At 68.1% G+C, this 15,772-nt stretch carries 11 protein-coding genes and 2 pseudogenes; 2 read left to right on the forward strand and 11 right to left on the reverse strand.

Going from position 1 to position 15,772, the window contains the following annotated elements; genetic code table 11:
* Nucleotides 1-52: 52 nt before the first annotated feature.
* The 11 genes and pseudogenes from N4G47_RS15425 to N4G47_RS15475 form a co-directional block, all read right to left on the reverse strand.
* A complete protein-coding gene (locus N4G47_RS15425) occupies nt 53-1,786 on the reverse strand; it encodes a BatD family protein (protein WP_475288410.1) in 1,734 nt (577 codons plus the stop codon).
* Nucleotides 1,783-3,600, reverse strand: a complete 1,818-nt coding sequence (locus tag N4G47_RS15430) for a VWA domain-containing protein (RefSeq protein ID WP_475288414.1) — start codon at nt 3,598-3,600, stop codon at nt 1,783-1,785. Before N4G47_RS15430 ends, N4G47_RS15425 begins: the two co-directional genes overlap by 4 nt.
* Nucleotides 3,597-4,601, reverse strand: a complete 1,005-nt coding sequence (locus N4G47_RS15435; protein WP_475288418.1) for a vWA domain-containing protein — start codon at nt 4,599-4,601, stop codon at nt 3,597-3,599. Before N4G47_RS15435 ends, N4G47_RS15430 begins: the two co-directional genes overlap by 4 nt.
* The gene (locus tag N4G47_RS15440; protein WP_475288420.1) at nt 4,598-5,047 is read right to left on the reverse strand and encodes a DUF4381 family protein; all 450 of its coding nucleotides are present in this window, start codon (nt 5,045-5,047) and stop codon (nt 4,598-4,600) included. Before N4G47_RS15440 ends, N4G47_RS15435 begins: the two co-directional genes overlap by 4 nt.
* Nucleotides 5,044-5,972: pseudogene (locus N4G47_RS15445) on the reverse strand (DUF58 domain-containing protein). The gene N4G47_RS15440 and the pseudogene N4G47_RS15445 overlap by 4 nt, the downstream one beginning before the upstream one ends.
* Nucleotides 5,926-7,003 (reverse strand): annotated as a pseudogene (locus tag N4G47_RS15450) (AAA family ATPase). Before N4G47_RS15450 ends, N4G47_RS15445 begins: the two co-directional pseudogenes overlap by 47 nt.
* A 182-nt stretch (nt 7,004-7,185) precedes the next feature.
* A complete protein-coding gene (locus tag N4G47_RS15455; protein ID WP_475288423.1) occupies nt 7,186-9,156 on the reverse strand; it encodes a type IV pilus secretin PilQ in 1,971 nt (656 codons plus the stop codon).
* Nucleotides 9,157-9,177: 21 nt separating this feature from the next.
* The gene (locus tag N4G47_RS15460; protein WP_107231669.1) at nt 9,178-9,711 is read right to left on the reverse strand and encodes a pilus assembly protein PilP; all 534 of its coding nucleotides are present in this window, start codon (nt 9,709-9,711) and stop codon (nt 9,178-9,180) included.
* Entirely contained in the window at nt 9,711-10,367 is a 657-nt protein-coding gene (locus tag N4G47_RS15465; protein WP_107231668.1) for a type IV pilus inner membrane component PilO, read from the reverse strand. Before N4G47_RS15465 ends, N4G47_RS15460 begins: the two co-directional genes overlap by 1 nt.
* Nucleotides 10,364-11,230, reverse strand: coding sequence for a PilN domain-containing protein (locus tag N4G47_RS15470; protein ID WP_475288433.1), 867 nt, complete (start codon nt 11,228-11,230; stop codon nt 10,364-10,366). The genes N4G47_RS15465 and N4G47_RS15470 overlap by 4 nt, the downstream gene beginning before the upstream one ends.
* On the reverse strand, nt 11,230-12,288 hold the full coding sequence (locus N4G47_RS15475) for a pilus assembly protein PilM (protein ID WP_057496791.1): 1,059 nt from the start codon (nt 12,286-12,288) through the stop codon (nt 11,230-11,232). Before N4G47_RS15475 ends, N4G47_RS15470 begins: the two co-directional genes overlap by 1 nt.
* A gap of 219 nt (nt 12,289-12,507) precedes the next feature.
* Here N4G47_RS15475 and N4G47_RS15480 point away from each other — a divergent pair, with 219 nt between their 5' ends.
* Together N4G47_RS15480 and N4G47_RS15485 are read left to right on the forward strand one after the other, a co-directional pair.
* On the forward strand, nt 12,508-14,931 hold the full coding sequence (locus tag N4G47_RS15480) for a penicillin-binding protein 1A (RefSeq protein ID WP_475288437.1): 2,424 nt from the start codon (nt 12,508-12,510) through the stop codon (nt 14,929-14,931).
* Nucleotides 14,932-15,111: 180 nt separating this feature from the next.
* Complete coding sequence (locus N4G47_RS15485; RefSeq protein WP_475288439.1) at nt 15,112-15,756, forward strand: hypothetical protein; 645 nt, start codon at nt 15,112-15,114, stop codon at nt 15,754-15,756.
* The last annotated feature ends 16 nt before the right edge of the window (nt 15,757-15,772 follow it).

The raw sequence follows: 15,772 nt of genomic DNA on the forward strand, positions 1-15,772 counted from the left end.
GGGTTTCCTCGAAAATGAATGCACTCTAACAAAGCCCGCAAGCGGCGCCGGTTCAGGTTCGCCGCGGTGGATACAGCGGCGCCAGGCCAGTTTCGGCGGCGCCCGTAGCCGCCGACCAGTGCGGTCCGTCACGGAAGACCTCGCGCAGGCGCGCGCGCAGCGGCGACAGATCGCCCTGCCCGCCCCAGCGTGCCCGCTGCAGATCCTGCAACACCTGGCGCTGGGCCGGGTCTTCCAGGCGGGCAATGACCTGATCGATGCGTTCCACACCGGCCATCGCACACAGCTGTGCTTCCACCCGGTCGAAACCTTCCCCGTCCAGCGCGCGGCGCAGTTCGGCCACGCCGGCACGTCCGCTCGCCACAGTCGGCACAGAAGACTTGCCGGCTGCAGGCGCCGCCGCACGCGGGCGGCGACCTCTCTGCCAGCCCCACAGCAGGGTCAACAGCCATAGCAGCGCCAGGCCGATGGCCGCCGCCATCCATGGCCATGGACGCTCGGACAGGCCACTGGCACGTGGATCGGTCGCGGCGATACGCGCGTCCTGTCCATCGGTGCCGGGCAGCGCGGCGTCGGTGTCGATCGGCGGCAGCGGCGCCGGCGAAGCAGTGCCCGTGCCAGTCCCAGTGCCAGTGCCAGTGCCGGCCGCAACGGCCAGCGTCAGGTCCGGCAGCCTCGCTTCCTGTGCCTTGCCATTGCGCACATCCCACCAGGGCAGGCGCGGCCCCGGCACCACCAGCGAACCCGGCTGGCGAGGCACGATCGAATAGCGACGGGTGATCTTCAGGCGCGGCGTGCTGCCGTTGAAGGTCTCTTCGTACTGCGCGGGTTCGGCGAACACCTGCGCGCTGCTGCCGAGATCGGGCACCGGCAGGTCGGTGAACTGCGCGCGGGTGGCACCCTCGGCGATGGCTTCGACCACTACGTTGGCCGCCTCGCCGGCGCGGCCACGGGTGGGCGCGCTGGTGTAGCGCAGCTGCAGCGCCTGCAGTGGCAGCCAGGGCTGCGGTGCCTGCGCCGGCTGTGCCTGCACCTGCAGGGTGCGATCGGCGCCGGTGGCGTTCATGCGCCCGTCGCCACCGCCGAAGAAATCGTCGAAGAAGCCACCCGCGCTGCGCCCGCTGAAGCGCGCACCGGCCAGCCGCAGTGCGCCACTGCGCTCAGGGATCAGCAGAAAGCGCCGCTCGACCACGTTGTAGCGCCGGCCATTGACCTGGCGCACATCGGTGCGGTCATCGCCCACGCGCTGCAACGAGGCGCCGGCCGGGGTATCCAGCACCAGCTCGCCGGAGGCCAGCTGCGAGGCGAAATACAACCGCACCACCACGCCCACGCTTTGCTGCACATACGGCGTATCGTCATCGACAACGGTTTCGATGAAAGCCATCGCATTGCTGTCGGGCCCCGCCACGGCGGCCGCATCGACCTGCAGCGTCAGCGGCGCGGTACGCACGCTGCCCACCTGCAGGCCGGGAACCACCAGCGCGCCGCTGCGCCGTGGCGTCAACGCCACGCCGTACAGGTTGCGCTGCTGCATGCTGCCATTGCTCCACTCCACCTGCCGGCTGCTGGTCTGGCCGCTCAGGTCGAAGTCGCTGCGTAATGGCGTGAAGTCAGGGGCACCCTGGTCGCTCTCGACATTGAGAGTGACCGTGTCACCCATCGCGATGCGGTCGCGGTCGAGCCAGGCGCGCGGCTGCGCCCACACCAGCATCGGCAGCCACAGCAGCAGCGCCGCCAGTATCTGCAGTGGCCAGCGCCCGTGCATGTTGATCGCCCGCGTCATCGCCCTTCCCTCTTCCTGCGTTCGTTTTCCAGCTGGAACTTGGCGCGCAGCAATGCGCCCGGATCATCCGGCACACGACGCATCCACGCCTCCACCGCCTGTTGCTCCTCGCGCTGGCGCGGCGTGCGGCCCTCACTGCCCGGCACGGGTCTGCCGTCCTTGTCGGCCTCACCCTCGCGCGCCTGCTGCATCGCCTGCTGCATGCGCTGGCGTTGCTGTTCGTCGGCCTGCGCCTGCGCCTTGGCATCTTCCACCTGCGGCGGAGCCTGCTGGCCATCGCGGCCGCGCTGGCCGGACTGCGGATTGGAGGATGCCTTGTCATCGCCGGGCTTGGGTTGGCCCTGCTGGCCCGGCGAAGGCTGGCCCTGCCCCGGGTCCTTCTGGCCCGGTTGTGGTGGCTGGCCCTGTGGACGCTGCTGTTGCTTCTGCTGCCCGTCCGGCGACTTCGGTTGATCCTGCCCCTTGCCGCCTGGCGGCTTGCGCTTGCGCGCGGCATCGACCACGGCACGGTTGGCCATTGCATCGGCCATGCCCGGATGCAAGGTCAGCGCACGATCGTAGGCGGCGATGGCGTCATCGTAGTTGCCTTCGCGCGCCAGCGTGTTGCCCAGGTTGTACCAACCGGCATCACTGTTGATGCCTTCGAACTGCTGACGGGCGCCGGCAAAGTCCCCCTTGCGGTAGGCCTGCACGCCGTCGGCAAGGCGCTGGTGCTGCTGCTGGTCGGCGCGCTTCCACAGCGTGCCCTGCGCCGGTTGCGAAGCCGGCGCCGCGGGTGTCTGCGCATGCACGTCGTTCATCCAGGGCAGCAGGCCCACTGCCAGCACCGCAGCGAGCACCGCGCGGCGGCGGAAGGCCAGCAGCGCCAGCAGCATCAGCGGCGGCAACAGCCAGAAGCCTTCGTCGCGCCACTGCTTGCCTTCGCCCGGCCGCTGCGCTGCCGTACCCTCGCGCGCATCGAGTACGCCGAGCGCGCGCAGGTCGCTGTCATCGGCGGAGATCCGTGCGTAGCGGCCACCACCGGCAGTGGCCACCGCGCGCAGGCTGCCCTCGTCCAGGGCGGCCTGGCGGATCTGCCCACTGCCATCGCGATAGGCCGCACCAGCAGGCGTGCCCAGGCCCAGCACCGACACCTGCAGGCCCAGGCTGCGCGCCTGCGCTGCGGCCAGTGCAGCTTCACCATCCGCCTGGTCGCTGACCAGCAGGATCTGCCCCTGCAACGCACCGATCTGCCGCATCAACCGTGTTGCCCAGTCGATGCCGCGGTCGGCACGCTGGCCATCGCGTGGCATCACCTCCGGTGACAACGCATCCAGATACAGCGCGACATTGCTACCGTCATCGGTCAGCGGGGCCACGGTGTAGGCATCATCGGCATACGCCACCAACCCCACCTGCCCGCCCTGGCGGGCGCGCAGCAACTCGCCCACCTTCGCCCGCGCCTGCAGCAGGCGCGACGGTGGCAGATCGGTTGCGGTGATCCGGCTGGACAAGTCCAGTACCACCAGCAGCGGTGCGCTGGACTGGAACATCGGTTGTGCCTGCTGCCGCCAGCTCGGCCCGGCCATCGCCAGCGATGCCAGTGTCCAGCCCAGCAGCAGCGTCCATGGCAGGCGCACTCGACGCTTCGCACCGGCGGCCAGCAGGTGCGGCAACAGGTGTGCATCCACGGCCTGCCGCCACGCGTCATTGCGGCGCTGACGGTACAGCACCGCCGAGATGATCACAGGCATCGCCAGCAGCGCCCACAGCCATTGCGGGCGCAGGAAATGCAGTGCGCCCCAATCAGGAAGATTCGCGGCCAGGGCGATCATCGGCGACGCTCCGGGCACAGCCAGGCCAGCACGCCCAGCAGCAACGCAAGACCCAGCGGCCACGCATAGCGTTCTTCGCGCGGGCGCAGGCTCGGTCCCTTCGCGGCGATCGGCTCCAGCCGGTCCAGCTCGGCATAGATCCCAACCAGCTGCGCGGTATCGCGTGCACGGAAGAACTGGCCGCCGGTCAGGCTGGCGATCTTCTTCAACGTGGCCTCATCAACCGGGTCCTGATCGGCGGAAACGGGAATGCCGAGAAAGCGCATGCTGCCATCCCCGCCGAAGGCGACGGTGTGGATGCGCACGCCTTCGGCGCGCGCGAGTTCGGCTGCGCGCAGCGGCTCCAGCACGCCTGCGTTGCTGACGCCGTCGGTGAGCAGGATCAGCACGCGCTGGCCTTCGGGCTGGCTGCGCAGGCGCTTCACCGCCAGGCCGATGGCATCGCCGATGGCGGTTTCGCGCCCCGCCAGGCCTACCACACTGTCGCGCAGCTGGTCACGCACGCTGGCCAGATCGGCGGTGATCGGCGTGAGCGTGTAGGCACGGTCGCCGAAGATCAGCAGACCGATGCGGTCACCGGCACGGCGGTCAAGAAAGTCGGCCAGCACCGCCTTCGCTGCGGTCAAGCGGTCCACCGCCTGCCCGCCCAGCACCATGTCGCCCTCGCTCATGCTGCCGGACACGTCCATTGCCAGCATCATCTGCCGGCCCTGCTGCGGCGGCGTAATGGCTTCGCCCAACTGCTGCGGGCGCGCCAGTGCGACGCACAGCGCGCACCAGCCCAGCCACAGCAGCAGCGTGCGCAGCCACGACACGTCGAGGCGGCCGCCAGCGGATAGCGCTTCCAGCTCACTCGCCGCATAGGGCACGCGCAGTGCCGCGCCCGGGTCAGCGCGACGCTTCCACCAGCGCATCAGCAACGGCAGCGGCAGCGCCAGCAGCACCAGCGGCCATGCCAGCTGCAGGTCCGGCCACGGCCAGTAACTTGCCAGCAGGCTCATCGGCGGCGCTCCAGCAGCATCGCCAGATAACGCTCGCGGGCCCAGCTGCGCACCGCTGCCACTTCACCGGCGTCGACGCGGGGGCGATAGGCGCCTTCGGCCAACAGGCGACGGCGCACGTCGGGCAACGTGCCGGCTGGATCCACGCGCTGCCACCAGGCATCGTCGCGCAGCGATTCGCTGCCCGGCTGTGCGTGCCGCGCGGCGCGACGCAGCAGGCCGGCGATCGCCGCCAGTTGCGCCGTGGCATCGGTAGCGGTGGTCAGCTCCTGATCGAACACCTGCAACCAGCGCTGGCGACGACTCCGGCGTTGCCACCACAGCAGGGCCAGCACCGCCACCACCAGCAGCACCAGGCCGCCGATCATCAGATAGCCCGGCGCCGGCGGCCACCACGGCGGTGCCGGCGGCAGCTGCACATCGCGCAGCGGCAGGTTGGCACTCATGCCGGCACCTCGGTCGGCGACGCGGCCAGCCAGGCGTCGCTGGGCGCGTCGGTGGACAGCACCTGCACATCGACGCGGCGTGCACCGAGCTGGCGCCGCAGTTCCTGCAGTGGTTCGACGAAGTGAGCCTGCCAGTGCGCCTGCACCTCGCTACGGCGCAGATCCAGACCGATGCGCTGCTGTGCAGTCTGGAACTGCAGGGCCGCCGAGGGCGGTTGCAGTTCCAGCGGATCGACCAGCAGCACCAGGCTGAGGTCGTGATGCTGGGCCAGCGCACTCCAGCGCGCCGGCGCAATCCGGATGGCCTGCTGCGGGTCTGCCAGCACCAGCATGCGCGCACCGGGGCGCAGTACGCGCGCCGCGTGGTCCAGTGCCCGCTCCAACCCCAGATCGTCGGTGGGCGGTTGCGCGTACCAGCGCGCCAGCGCGTCGAGCACACGCAGCACACCGCGTGGCCCACCGGCGGGGGCGATCGGGGCCTCGCGGTCACTACCGCGCAGTGCGCCAACGCGATCGCCGCGGCGCTGCGCCGACCATGCCGCGACCGCGCCAGCGCGTGCAGCCTGCACCGACTTGAAGCGCACACGGGTACCGAAGTAAAGGGCTGGCGAAGTATCGGCCACGATCAGGCTGACCCGCTCACGCTCGGCCTGGAACAGTTTGGTGTGGGCGCGACCGGTGCGCGCAGTGACGCGCCAGTCGATGTGGCGCGCGTCATCACCGGCCACGTACTCGCGCGACTCGGCGTACTCCATGCCACGTCCACGCATCGGTGATGGTGCCTGCCCGGCGTTGCCGGCACGCCCCGCCGCGGCGGCGGTGGACGTTGCGCGAGGCGACGCAGGGCCACCAGTTCGGACAGCTGCGGGCGCAGCCCATCACCATCGCTGACGGAGGGTACCTGCTGCGGGGATCGATCGGTCATGCGCAGGCTCAGGGGCCGGCACCCGGGCCAGCAGTTCCTGCACCAGCCGTTCGCCGTCCCAGCCCTCGGCGGTGGCTTCATAACTGGGCAGCACGCGATGCCGCAGCACGTCGGCGGCGACGGCGCGCACGTCGTCCGGGGTGACGAAATCGCGGCCGCCCAGCCAGGCGCGCGCGCGCGCAGCGTTCCAGCGCGATGGATCCACGCGGGCTGGCGCCCCAGGCGATGCGGCGGCCCAGGCCGGCGTCATAGCGCGATGGATCGCGTGAGGCCAGCACCAGCTCGATCAGATAGCGCTCCAGTGCCGGCGCCATGTGCAGGTCCAGCACTTCGCGGCGCGCATCAAACACGTCCTGCATCGGCAGCTTCTGCGGCGCCGCTGCGGCCTCGCCCAGCGCACCGCGTGCGCGCTCGCGGGCAAGCCGCAGGATTTCCGATTCGGCCGTCTGGTCGGGATAACCGATGCGCACGTGCATCAGGAACCGGTCCAGCTGCGCTTCCGGAAGCGGGAACGTGCCTTCCTGCTCGATCGGGTTCTGCGTGGCCATCACCAGGAACAACGGCGGCAACGCATAGGTGTGGCGCCCGACGGTCACCTGGCGCTCGCCCATGGCTTCCAGCAGCGCCGACTGCACCTTGGCCGGGGCGCGGTTGATTTCGTCGGCCAGCAGGATCGGGTGGAAGATCGGGCCGGGCACGAACTCGAACCGGCCTTCCTGCGGGCGCCAGATCTCGGTGCCGGTCAGGTCGGCCGGCAGCAGATCGGGCGTGAACTGCACACGGGCGAAATCGGTCTCCAGGCGTGCGGCAAGCGCGCGGATCGCGGTGGTCTTGGCCAGGCCCGGCGCACCTTCCACCAGCAGGTGGCCATCGGCCAGCAGTGCGATCAACAGGCGCTCGACCAGCGCCGCCTGGCCGACAATTTCGGCCGACAATGCGTCGCGCAGCTGGCTGAAGGCCGCATGCAGGCGGCTGGCGGCCGGCGTGGACGGCGCGGGGACGGTTTCGGGCATCGGCGGAGGCAGGTTCATGGGGGCCTTTGACCGGCGCAGGACGGCACGGGTTCCCAACATCATCGCAGGGTGCCCTGCGATTGGCATCAAGAACGGCTGAACGGCATCCACGCAGGGCGTGGATCTACCCATGTCAGACGGCGCAGAACGAAGAAGGGCCGCACTGGGCGGCCCTTCTTGGTTTTGCCGGTGCGGGTGGCTCAGTTCTGCTTGGCCACGCGCAGCACCTTCGGGGTGACGAACACCAGCAGCTCGGCCTTGTCCTTGTTGCGACCGCGCTTCTTGAACAGGTTGCCCAGGAACGGCACATCGCCCAGGAACGGCACCTTGCTGATGCTGCTGCGGTCGGTGAACTCGTAGACACCACCGATCACCACGGTCTGACCATCTTCCACCAGCACGGCGGTGTTCACTTCGCGACGGTTGATCGACGGCACAGTGCCATAGCCCTGCAGTTCAATCAGGCGATCGACCTCATCCTTCTTCACCTGCATGTTGAGGAACACGCGGTTGTCATTGGTGATGGTCGGGGTAACGCGCAGTTCCAGCACCACTTCCTTGAACTGCACGTTCGGGGTGGAACCGGCGCCGCCGGCAGCACCGGTGCCGCTGATGGTGACGTAGCCGATTTCCTTGCCCTGCTTGATCATCGCCTCGCGCTGGTTGGTGGTGACCACACGCGGGTTGGAGATCACCTCACCACGCGATTCCTCCTGCATGGCCGACAGCTCCACGTCCAGCAGGTAACCCGCATTGAGGATCGACAGCGCCAGCGAACCGGGATTGTTGGCCGCGGCCACCGGCAGGTTCCAGTTCAGCCCGCGCTTGATGGTCGAGCCGCTGGGTACTGGTGCCGGACCCACGCTGCCGCCGGCTTCCCATTCACGCACGGCCTTGGCATTGGCCAGCGCAGTATCGACCTGCGACTTGCGGGTCTCGGCGTTGGCGTCCAGGCTGCCGCTGAAGTAGACATTGTCACGGCTGCCGCTGATGCCGAACTTCGCACCCAGTTCGCGGGCGAAGGTATCGGTGGCAATGACGATGCGGCTCTCGATCAGCACCTGATCAACCGGACGATCGATCACCCCGATCAGTTCACGCATGCGCGCGATCTTCTTCGGAATGTCGCTGATCATCAGCGTGTTGGTGCGTTCATCGGCCACGATGCGGCCACGCGAGGACAGGAACCCGCTGTCTTCCTGCGACGAGCCGCCGCCGTTTCCGCCGCTGCCGCCACCACCACCGATGCCCTTGGCCTCGGTCAGCGCCTTGAAGATCTGCGTGGCGCTGTGGTAGTTGATCTGCACGTAATCGGTGACCAGGTCTTCGCGGTTCTCGATGGCGATGCGCGCGTCTTCCTTCTCCTGCTCGAACTTGGCCAGCTCGGCCTGCGGAGCCACCCAGATCACGCTGCCGTCGCGACGCTTGTCCAGGCCCTTGGCACGCAGCACGATGTCCAGCGCCTGGTCCCACGGCACGTTGACCAGGCGCAGGGTCACATTGCCCTGCACCGAATCGGACGCCACCACGTTGAGGTTGGATTCTTCGGCGATCAACTGCAGCACGGTGCGCACCGGCACGTCCTGGAAGTTGAAGGTCACCGGCTTGCCGGTGAAGCCACGCTGGCCGACGGCCTTGGCCGCCTGGGTGACACTGCCGGCCGTGACCGCACCGACCGCAGCCGGTGCCTGGCGCGGGCTGATCTCGACCACGTACTCGTTGCCGCTCTGGTAGGCCAGCGATTCCACTGCACCGCCGGTGCTCAGCACCAGCTGCGTGCCGGCCCCGGAGGGCTTGGCATCGATGCGCTGCACCGGCGTGGCGAAGTCGGTGACGTTCATCGGCTTCTGCAGGTTGGCCGGCAGGCGGGCGTTGCCGACGTCGACCACCACGCTGTTGCCCTGCGTGCGCAGGTCGGGGATCGCCCCCTGGCCGTCGAACTGCACGATCAGGCGCCCGGCGCCATCATCGCCACGCTTGAAATCGATCTTGGCCACCGACAGGCCGGCCGGCGCGGTGGCCGCTGCCACGGTGGTGCCTGCCGGTTTCTCTGCCGGTGCCGCGGCCAGCGCCGGAGCGCTGGCCAGCATCAGCGCGACTCCCAGCGCGCTGATGCGGTTCAAGGTAGAGCGCCGGATGGGACGCAGCCCCTTGGCTTGGTGAAAGGTCATCGTGCTATCCCCAGTAAACGATCATTGATCTTCAAGCGAGAGCGTTGCAGGCCGTTCCAGCCAGCCGCCCGCGCCATCCGGCACCAGTTCGATCAGCTCCACGCGGTCTTCAAAGACCGCCGTGACCCGCCCGTCGCTCTGCCCCAGGTAACCGCCCGGGCGCACCCGGTAGGTCACCTTGTCCGGCCCCATCACCAGCGCCACGGTACCGCCACCGGTACCGATGGTGCCCACCATGTCCAATGCATCCAGCGGGAAGCCTTCCAGAGGCTCCTTGCGCCGGTTCGGATCCGGCCGCAATCCGCCATTCCCCTGCTGCGGATTGGTCCAGGCATCGGTGAACGGATCGCGCATGCCCTGCGCGGAGTATTCAAAGGTTTCGAACTGCTGCATCACCGGCAGCGGCTCCAGCGGCTGCGCCGGTCGCGCACGCTCGCCTTCCACCCACTTTTCCAGGTTCGGTGCATCACCGGGCGTGCTGGTCACGCCGCGGCCGCAGGCGGCCAGCAGCAGCACAGCCAGCACCGTCGCACCCCTTAGGATCTGTGCGCGCATCACGGGGTCCCCTCCTTGCCCGCCTCAGCCGCCTGCTGCGCCTGCACCTCGGTCTCGTCCAGGTAGCGGTAGGTCTTGACCGTACCGGACAGTTCCAGCGCGCCGCTGCGGATGTTGCCGCCGGTCTTTTCCTTGGGCTTGAGGTTGATGTCATGCATGGTCAGGATCACCACCCGCGGCAACGAAGCCACGCCACTGACGAACGCGCCGAACTGGTGGTAACTGCCCACCATGCGCAGCTTGATCGGCTTCTCGGCGTAGAACTCCTTGATCTGCTCCTGCTCCGGCTCGAACAGCTCATTGGTCAGGCCGCTGGACAACGCGGTCTGTGAGATGTCGATGATCAGGTCGGGCATTTCGGTCTTGCTGGGCAGCTGCCGCAGCATCTGCTGCAGCACCTGCTCCATCTGCGCCAGCTGCTGCTTCAGCGGCTCCAGGTTCACCGCGCGCTCCTGCTGCTTGGTGAACTCGCCGCGCAGCTCCACTTCCGTCGATTCCAGGCTGGCCAGCTCCTCGCGCTTGCCGCTGATCAGCAGCATCCACGCCACGAACATGATCACCAGCGCCAGCAACGAGCAGAAGACGATCTTGGCCTTCTGCGGCCAGTTGCCGATGTCGTTGAAATCCAGGTTCTTCAGATCGATCTTCTGGCTCATGCGCGGTCCCCCGTCAGCGGGGCGTAGAAGGCCTGCGGCGGCTGCGCCAGGCGGCTGCCCTCGGGCTTCGGCGCCGGGGCGGTGGGCGGGTTCGGCTTGGCCGCAGCAGGTGCCGGTGCCGGTGCAGCCGGTGCAGGCTGGCCAGCGGCCGGTGCGGCCGGCGTTGCCGCGTCCGGGCCGGCAGCAAGCGGTGCCACCGGAGCCGGTGCAGGTGCAGGTGCAGGTGCAGGTGCAGCCACCGAGCCATCGGCGTTCAGGCCCGGCGTGGCCGAGGCCTCTTCACTCTGCGCCGGCAGCTTCACCTTGACCACGAACACGTAGGGCAGCGCCTTGATATCGGCAACCGGGCCGGCCTTGCCGTCCTTGTCCTTCTCCGGATCACGCGCCTCGATGATCGACAGTTCCGGGTTGGTCATCCAGCCGGAGGTCTCCAGATTGCGCATGTAGGCCGACACCCGCGCATTGGACTGGGTGCGCCCTTCCAGGGTCAGCACGTCGCCTTCCTGCTTCAGTGCGGTCAGCACCACACCGTCGGGAATCGTGCGCACCAGCGCGTCGAACAGGTGGACCATCTGCGAGCGCTTGGCCTGCAGTTCCTCGATCACCTTCTTGCGCGCCAGCAGGCGTTCCTTCTGCGCGTCGAGGCGGTCGATCTCCTTGTTCTGCTCCTTGACCTTCTCGATCTCGGCCTGCAGGTAGGCATTGCGGTCCATCTGGCCGCTGACCTGGCGGTCGTAGTAGAACCAGATCATCAGCGACAGCAGCAGGCCACCGACAGCGGCCATGCCCAGCATTGCGTAGAACTCGCGCTGGCGTTGCTTGCGCCGTTCGGCGCGCCAGGGCAATAGATTGATGCGTGCCATCAGTCGAAGCTCCTCAGCGCCAGACCGGTGGCGATCATCAGCGCCGGGGCATCCTGGGCCAGCGCATGCGCGTTCACCTTCGGCCCCAGGGTCATCTGTGCCAGCGGGTTGGCGACGACGGTCGGCACGCCCAGCTGTTCTTCGACCATCTCCGGCAGGCCCCCGAGCACGGCGCAGCCGCCGGCCAGCACGATGTGATCGACGCGGTTGAATTCGCTGCCGGCATAGAAGAACTGCAGCAGGCGGCTGATCTGCTGGACCGTGGCCTCCTTGAACGGCTCCAGCACTTCCATCTCGTAGCTTTCCGGCAGCCCGCCCTGGCGCTTGGCCAGTCCGGCTTCCTCGTAGCTCAGGCCATAGCGGCGCATGATCTCGTCGGTCAGCTGCTTGCCACCGAACACCTGTTCGCGACTGTACAGGCTGCGGCCGCCGCGCAGGACGTTGAGCGTGGTCATGGTGGCGCCGATGTCGACCAGCGCAACCACGCCGTCGATGGACACCGGCAGTTCACTGGCGACCAGGGCGTAGGCGTTCTCGACCGCGAAGGCCTCCACGTCCATCACCTTGGCCTGCAGGCCACCCAGTTCCAACGCCGACTGGCGCAGCTCCACGTTCTCCGAACGCGATGCGGCCAGCAGCACCTGGACCATTTCCGGGTTGTTCGGGATCGCCCCGATCACCTCGAAGTCCAGGTTCACTTCCTCGATCGGATACGGAATGTAGTTGACCGCTTCCAGCTCGATCTGGGCTTCCATGTCGTTTTCGTCCAGGTCGGCGGGCATCGGGATCACCTTGGTGATCACCGCCGAGCCGGCCACGGCAGCGGCGGCCAGCTTGGCCTTGCTGCCTGAACGGTTCATCGCGCGGCGGATGGCCTCACCCACGGCCTCCACTTCCACGATGTTCTTCTCCACCACCGCATTCGGCGGAAGAGGTTCCACAGCATAATGTTCCACACGGAAACGATTGCCGCTGCGGGACAGCTGCAAAAGCTTTACCGCAGTCGAACTGATGTCGACGCCAACGAGCGGCGACTGACTTTTTGGGATGAGCCCCACGGTTTCTCCCCTGCCGACGGGCACTTGGACGCAAGAGCTGCGTCCGCGCATTAATAACGTATTCTTAGCAAATGACAACCGCCCTGCTGTGAAATCCCTCACGGATTCACGATGCAGCCCCTGGCAATTCCCCTTGCGTTCCCCGGTGCCGACCCCAGCCGCCACCTTGCGTAATCTATACTCTGCGACCACGAAATTCGCAATCGGAATCTGAACCCGATGACTCGACTCCGCCGCTGGCTGCGCTGGATCTTCCTGATTGTCCTGGTCCTGGCGCTGATCGGCGCGGCCGCTGTGGGCGGTCTGTATTACGCCGTGTCCTCCAAGCTTCCCGACGTGCAGACCCTGCGCGACGTGGAAATGCAGGAGCCGATGTACGTCTACGCTGCCGACGGCAAGCTGATGGCGGTGTTCGGCGAGACCCGGCGCACCCCCATCACCATGAAGGACGTGCCGGAGAAGCTGAAGCAGGCCTTCCTGGCCACCGAGGACGCCCGCTTCTACGAGCATGGCGGCGTGGACTACAAGGGCATCGCCCGCGCGGTGTGGCTGCTGGCCACCACCAACGACAAGCGCGTGCCCGGCGGCTCCACCATCACCCAGCAGGTGGCCCGCCAGTTCTTCCTCAGCTCCGAGTACAGCTATACCCGCAAGCTGGCCGAGATCCTGCTGGCGCGCAAGATCGAGTCCGAGCTGAGCAAGGACGAGATCTTCGAGCTGTACCTGAACAAGAGCTTCTTCGGCAACCGCGCCTATGGCGTGGCGGCCGCCGCCGAGTTCTATTACGGCAAGAAGCTGGGCGAACTGAATCTGGATGAGATGGCCTCGCTGGCCGGCATCCCGAAGTTCCCCTCCTCGGGCAACCCGATCTCCAACCCGGAACGTGCCCGCCAGCGCCGCGACAACTATGTGCTGCAGCGCATGGCCGACCTGAAGTTCGTCACCCAGGCCGAGGCCGACGCGGCCAAGGCTGTGCCGATGCATGCCAGTGCGCATGAACCGCCGGTGCAGGTGGACGCCCCCTACGTGGCCGAGCTGGTGCGCCAGGAAATGATCGCCCGCTTCGGCGGCGACGTGGTCAACAAGGGCTACCACGTCACCACCACCATCGATTCCACCCTTCAGACCGCGGCCAACCTGGCCGTACGCGACGGCCTGCTGCTGTACGACCACCGCCACGGCTGGCATGGCGTGGAAAAACAGGTGCCGCTGGGCGCTGGCGACGATGCCGCCGCCCTGGCCGAGCACCTGCGCGGCCTGTCCAGCCAGGCCGGGCTGTTGCCGGCGATCGTCGCCAGCACCGGCGCCGACGGCAGCGCCACGGTGGTGCTGGCCAACCGCAGCGAAGTGGTGCTGCCGGCCGGTGCCGCCAAGTGGACCAACAAGACCCCGGGCAAGCTGGTGCAGCGCGGCGACATCGTGCGCGTGCGCGCCGGTGCCAAGGAAGGCGAGTGGCTGCTGGACCAGATTCCGCGCGGCCAGTCCGCGCTGGTCTCGCTGGATGCCCACAGCGGCGCGCTGAAGGCGCTGGTGGGTGGCTTCAGCTTCTCCGGCAACAAGTTCAACCGCGCCACCCAGGCCCGTCGCCAGCCGGGCTCGAGCTTCAAGCCGTTCGTCTACGCGGCGGCCTTCGACAAGGGCTACAACCCGGCCTCGATCGTGCTCGACGCCCCGGTGGTGTTCCGCGACCGCCGCGGCAAGACCTGGGCGCCGCAGAACGACGGCGGCGGTTTCCGCGGCCCGATGCGCCTGCGCGAGGCGCTGGTGCAGTCGCGCAACCTGGTCTCGGTACGCCTGCTCGATGGCATGGGCGTGGACTACGCGCGCAAGTACATCAGCGAGTTTGGTTTTGCCGAATCGGAGCTGCCGCCGAACCTGTCGATGTCGCTGGGCACCGCCTCGCTGACCCCGCTGTCGGTGGCGCGTGGCTATGCCGTGTTCGCCAACGGCGGCTCGCGCGTGGACAGCTGGCTGATCGACCAGGTGAACGACCGCGACGGCAACCTGGTGTTCAAGGAAAACCCGGCGATGGCCTGCCGCGATTGCGCCGGCAGCAGCGACCAGCCGATCAACCAGGTAGTGGACGGCTTCAACTTCGGCGCTCCGGCGCCGAAGGTGGACCCGGCCGCGGTGGCCAAGGCCGAAGCCAAGCCCGAACCCCCGGCAGCGCCGGCCAACCCGGATGCCCGCACCGCCCCGCGCGCGATCGACGCCCGCACCGCCTACCAGCTGGTGTCGATGATGCGCGACGTGGTCCAGCGCGGTACCGGCGTGCAGGCCAAGGTGCTCGGCCGCGAGGACGTGGGCGGCAAGACCGGCTCCACCAACGACCATCGCGACGCCTGGTTCTCCGGTTTCGGCGGCCCGTATGTGACCACCGTGTGGGTGGGCCGCGACGACTTCCGTTCGCTGGGCTACCGCGAATACGGTGGCAAGGCTGCCCTGCCGATCTGGATCGACTACATGCGCACCGCGCTGAAGGACACCCCGATTGCGCAGAATGACCCGCCCAGCGGCATGGTCCAGGCCACCCTCAACGGTGCCACCGAGTGGGTGAAGGTGGAGGACATGGACCGCCTGACCGACTACGACCTGAACCTCAACACCCCGCAGGCCGACGCCGCCGCGTTCGATATCTTCTAAGGGGCAGGTATGGGGGTGCCAATCTGGGTCGGCGCTGCCGTTGTCCGGTAGCAGCCAACCTTGGTTGGCGCCCTGTGCCGACCAAGGTCGGCACCTGCCAGAGCAGCAACATCCGTCATACCCACGCAGATGTCACATCCTTGCGCTAGTCTGCAGCCAGGTCGCAACAGGAGTCATCGCATGCATCGCGCACGCCAGCATGCTGCCAGCCAGACCCGCGAGCGGCGCCACCGCCTCGCACACGAAGCCGCCCGCCTGATGGCCGAAGGCGGCATCCGCGACTACCACCAGGCCAAGTTGAAGGCCGCCAGCCGGCTCGGCATCCACGACGATGCCTCCCTGCCGCGCAATACCGAGATCGAAGACGCCCTGCGCGAATACCAGCGGCTGTTCTCCGGGCCCCAGCACGGCAACGAACTGCAGCGCCGCCGCGAAGCCGCGATGCGGGCGCTGGAGTTCCTGCATGGCTTCGCGCCACGGCTGGCCGGCCCGGTGCTGGACGGCACTGCCGACGCCAACAGCCCCGTGCAACTGCACCTGCACAGCGATGACCCGGAGGCCGTGCACCGCTTCCTGGACGAGCATGGCATCCCTGCCGAATCGCGGGTGCGGCGGCTGCGCATGGACCGCGAGCGCAGCCTCGACGTACCGGTGTGGGTGTTCAGTGCCGAAGAGCTGACTTTCGATCTGGCCGTGCTGCCGTATGACGCCCTGCGTCAGGCGCCCCTGTCGCCGGTGGACGAGAAGCCGATGCGCCGCGCGTCCGCCGCGCAGTTGCGGCAGGTGTTGGCCGACGCCGAGATCACCGCGTACATCGGGGGATGACACCGCGCCGGGCCCT

It is taken from the genome of Stenotrophomonas sp. GSD10 (assembly GCF_056172695.1).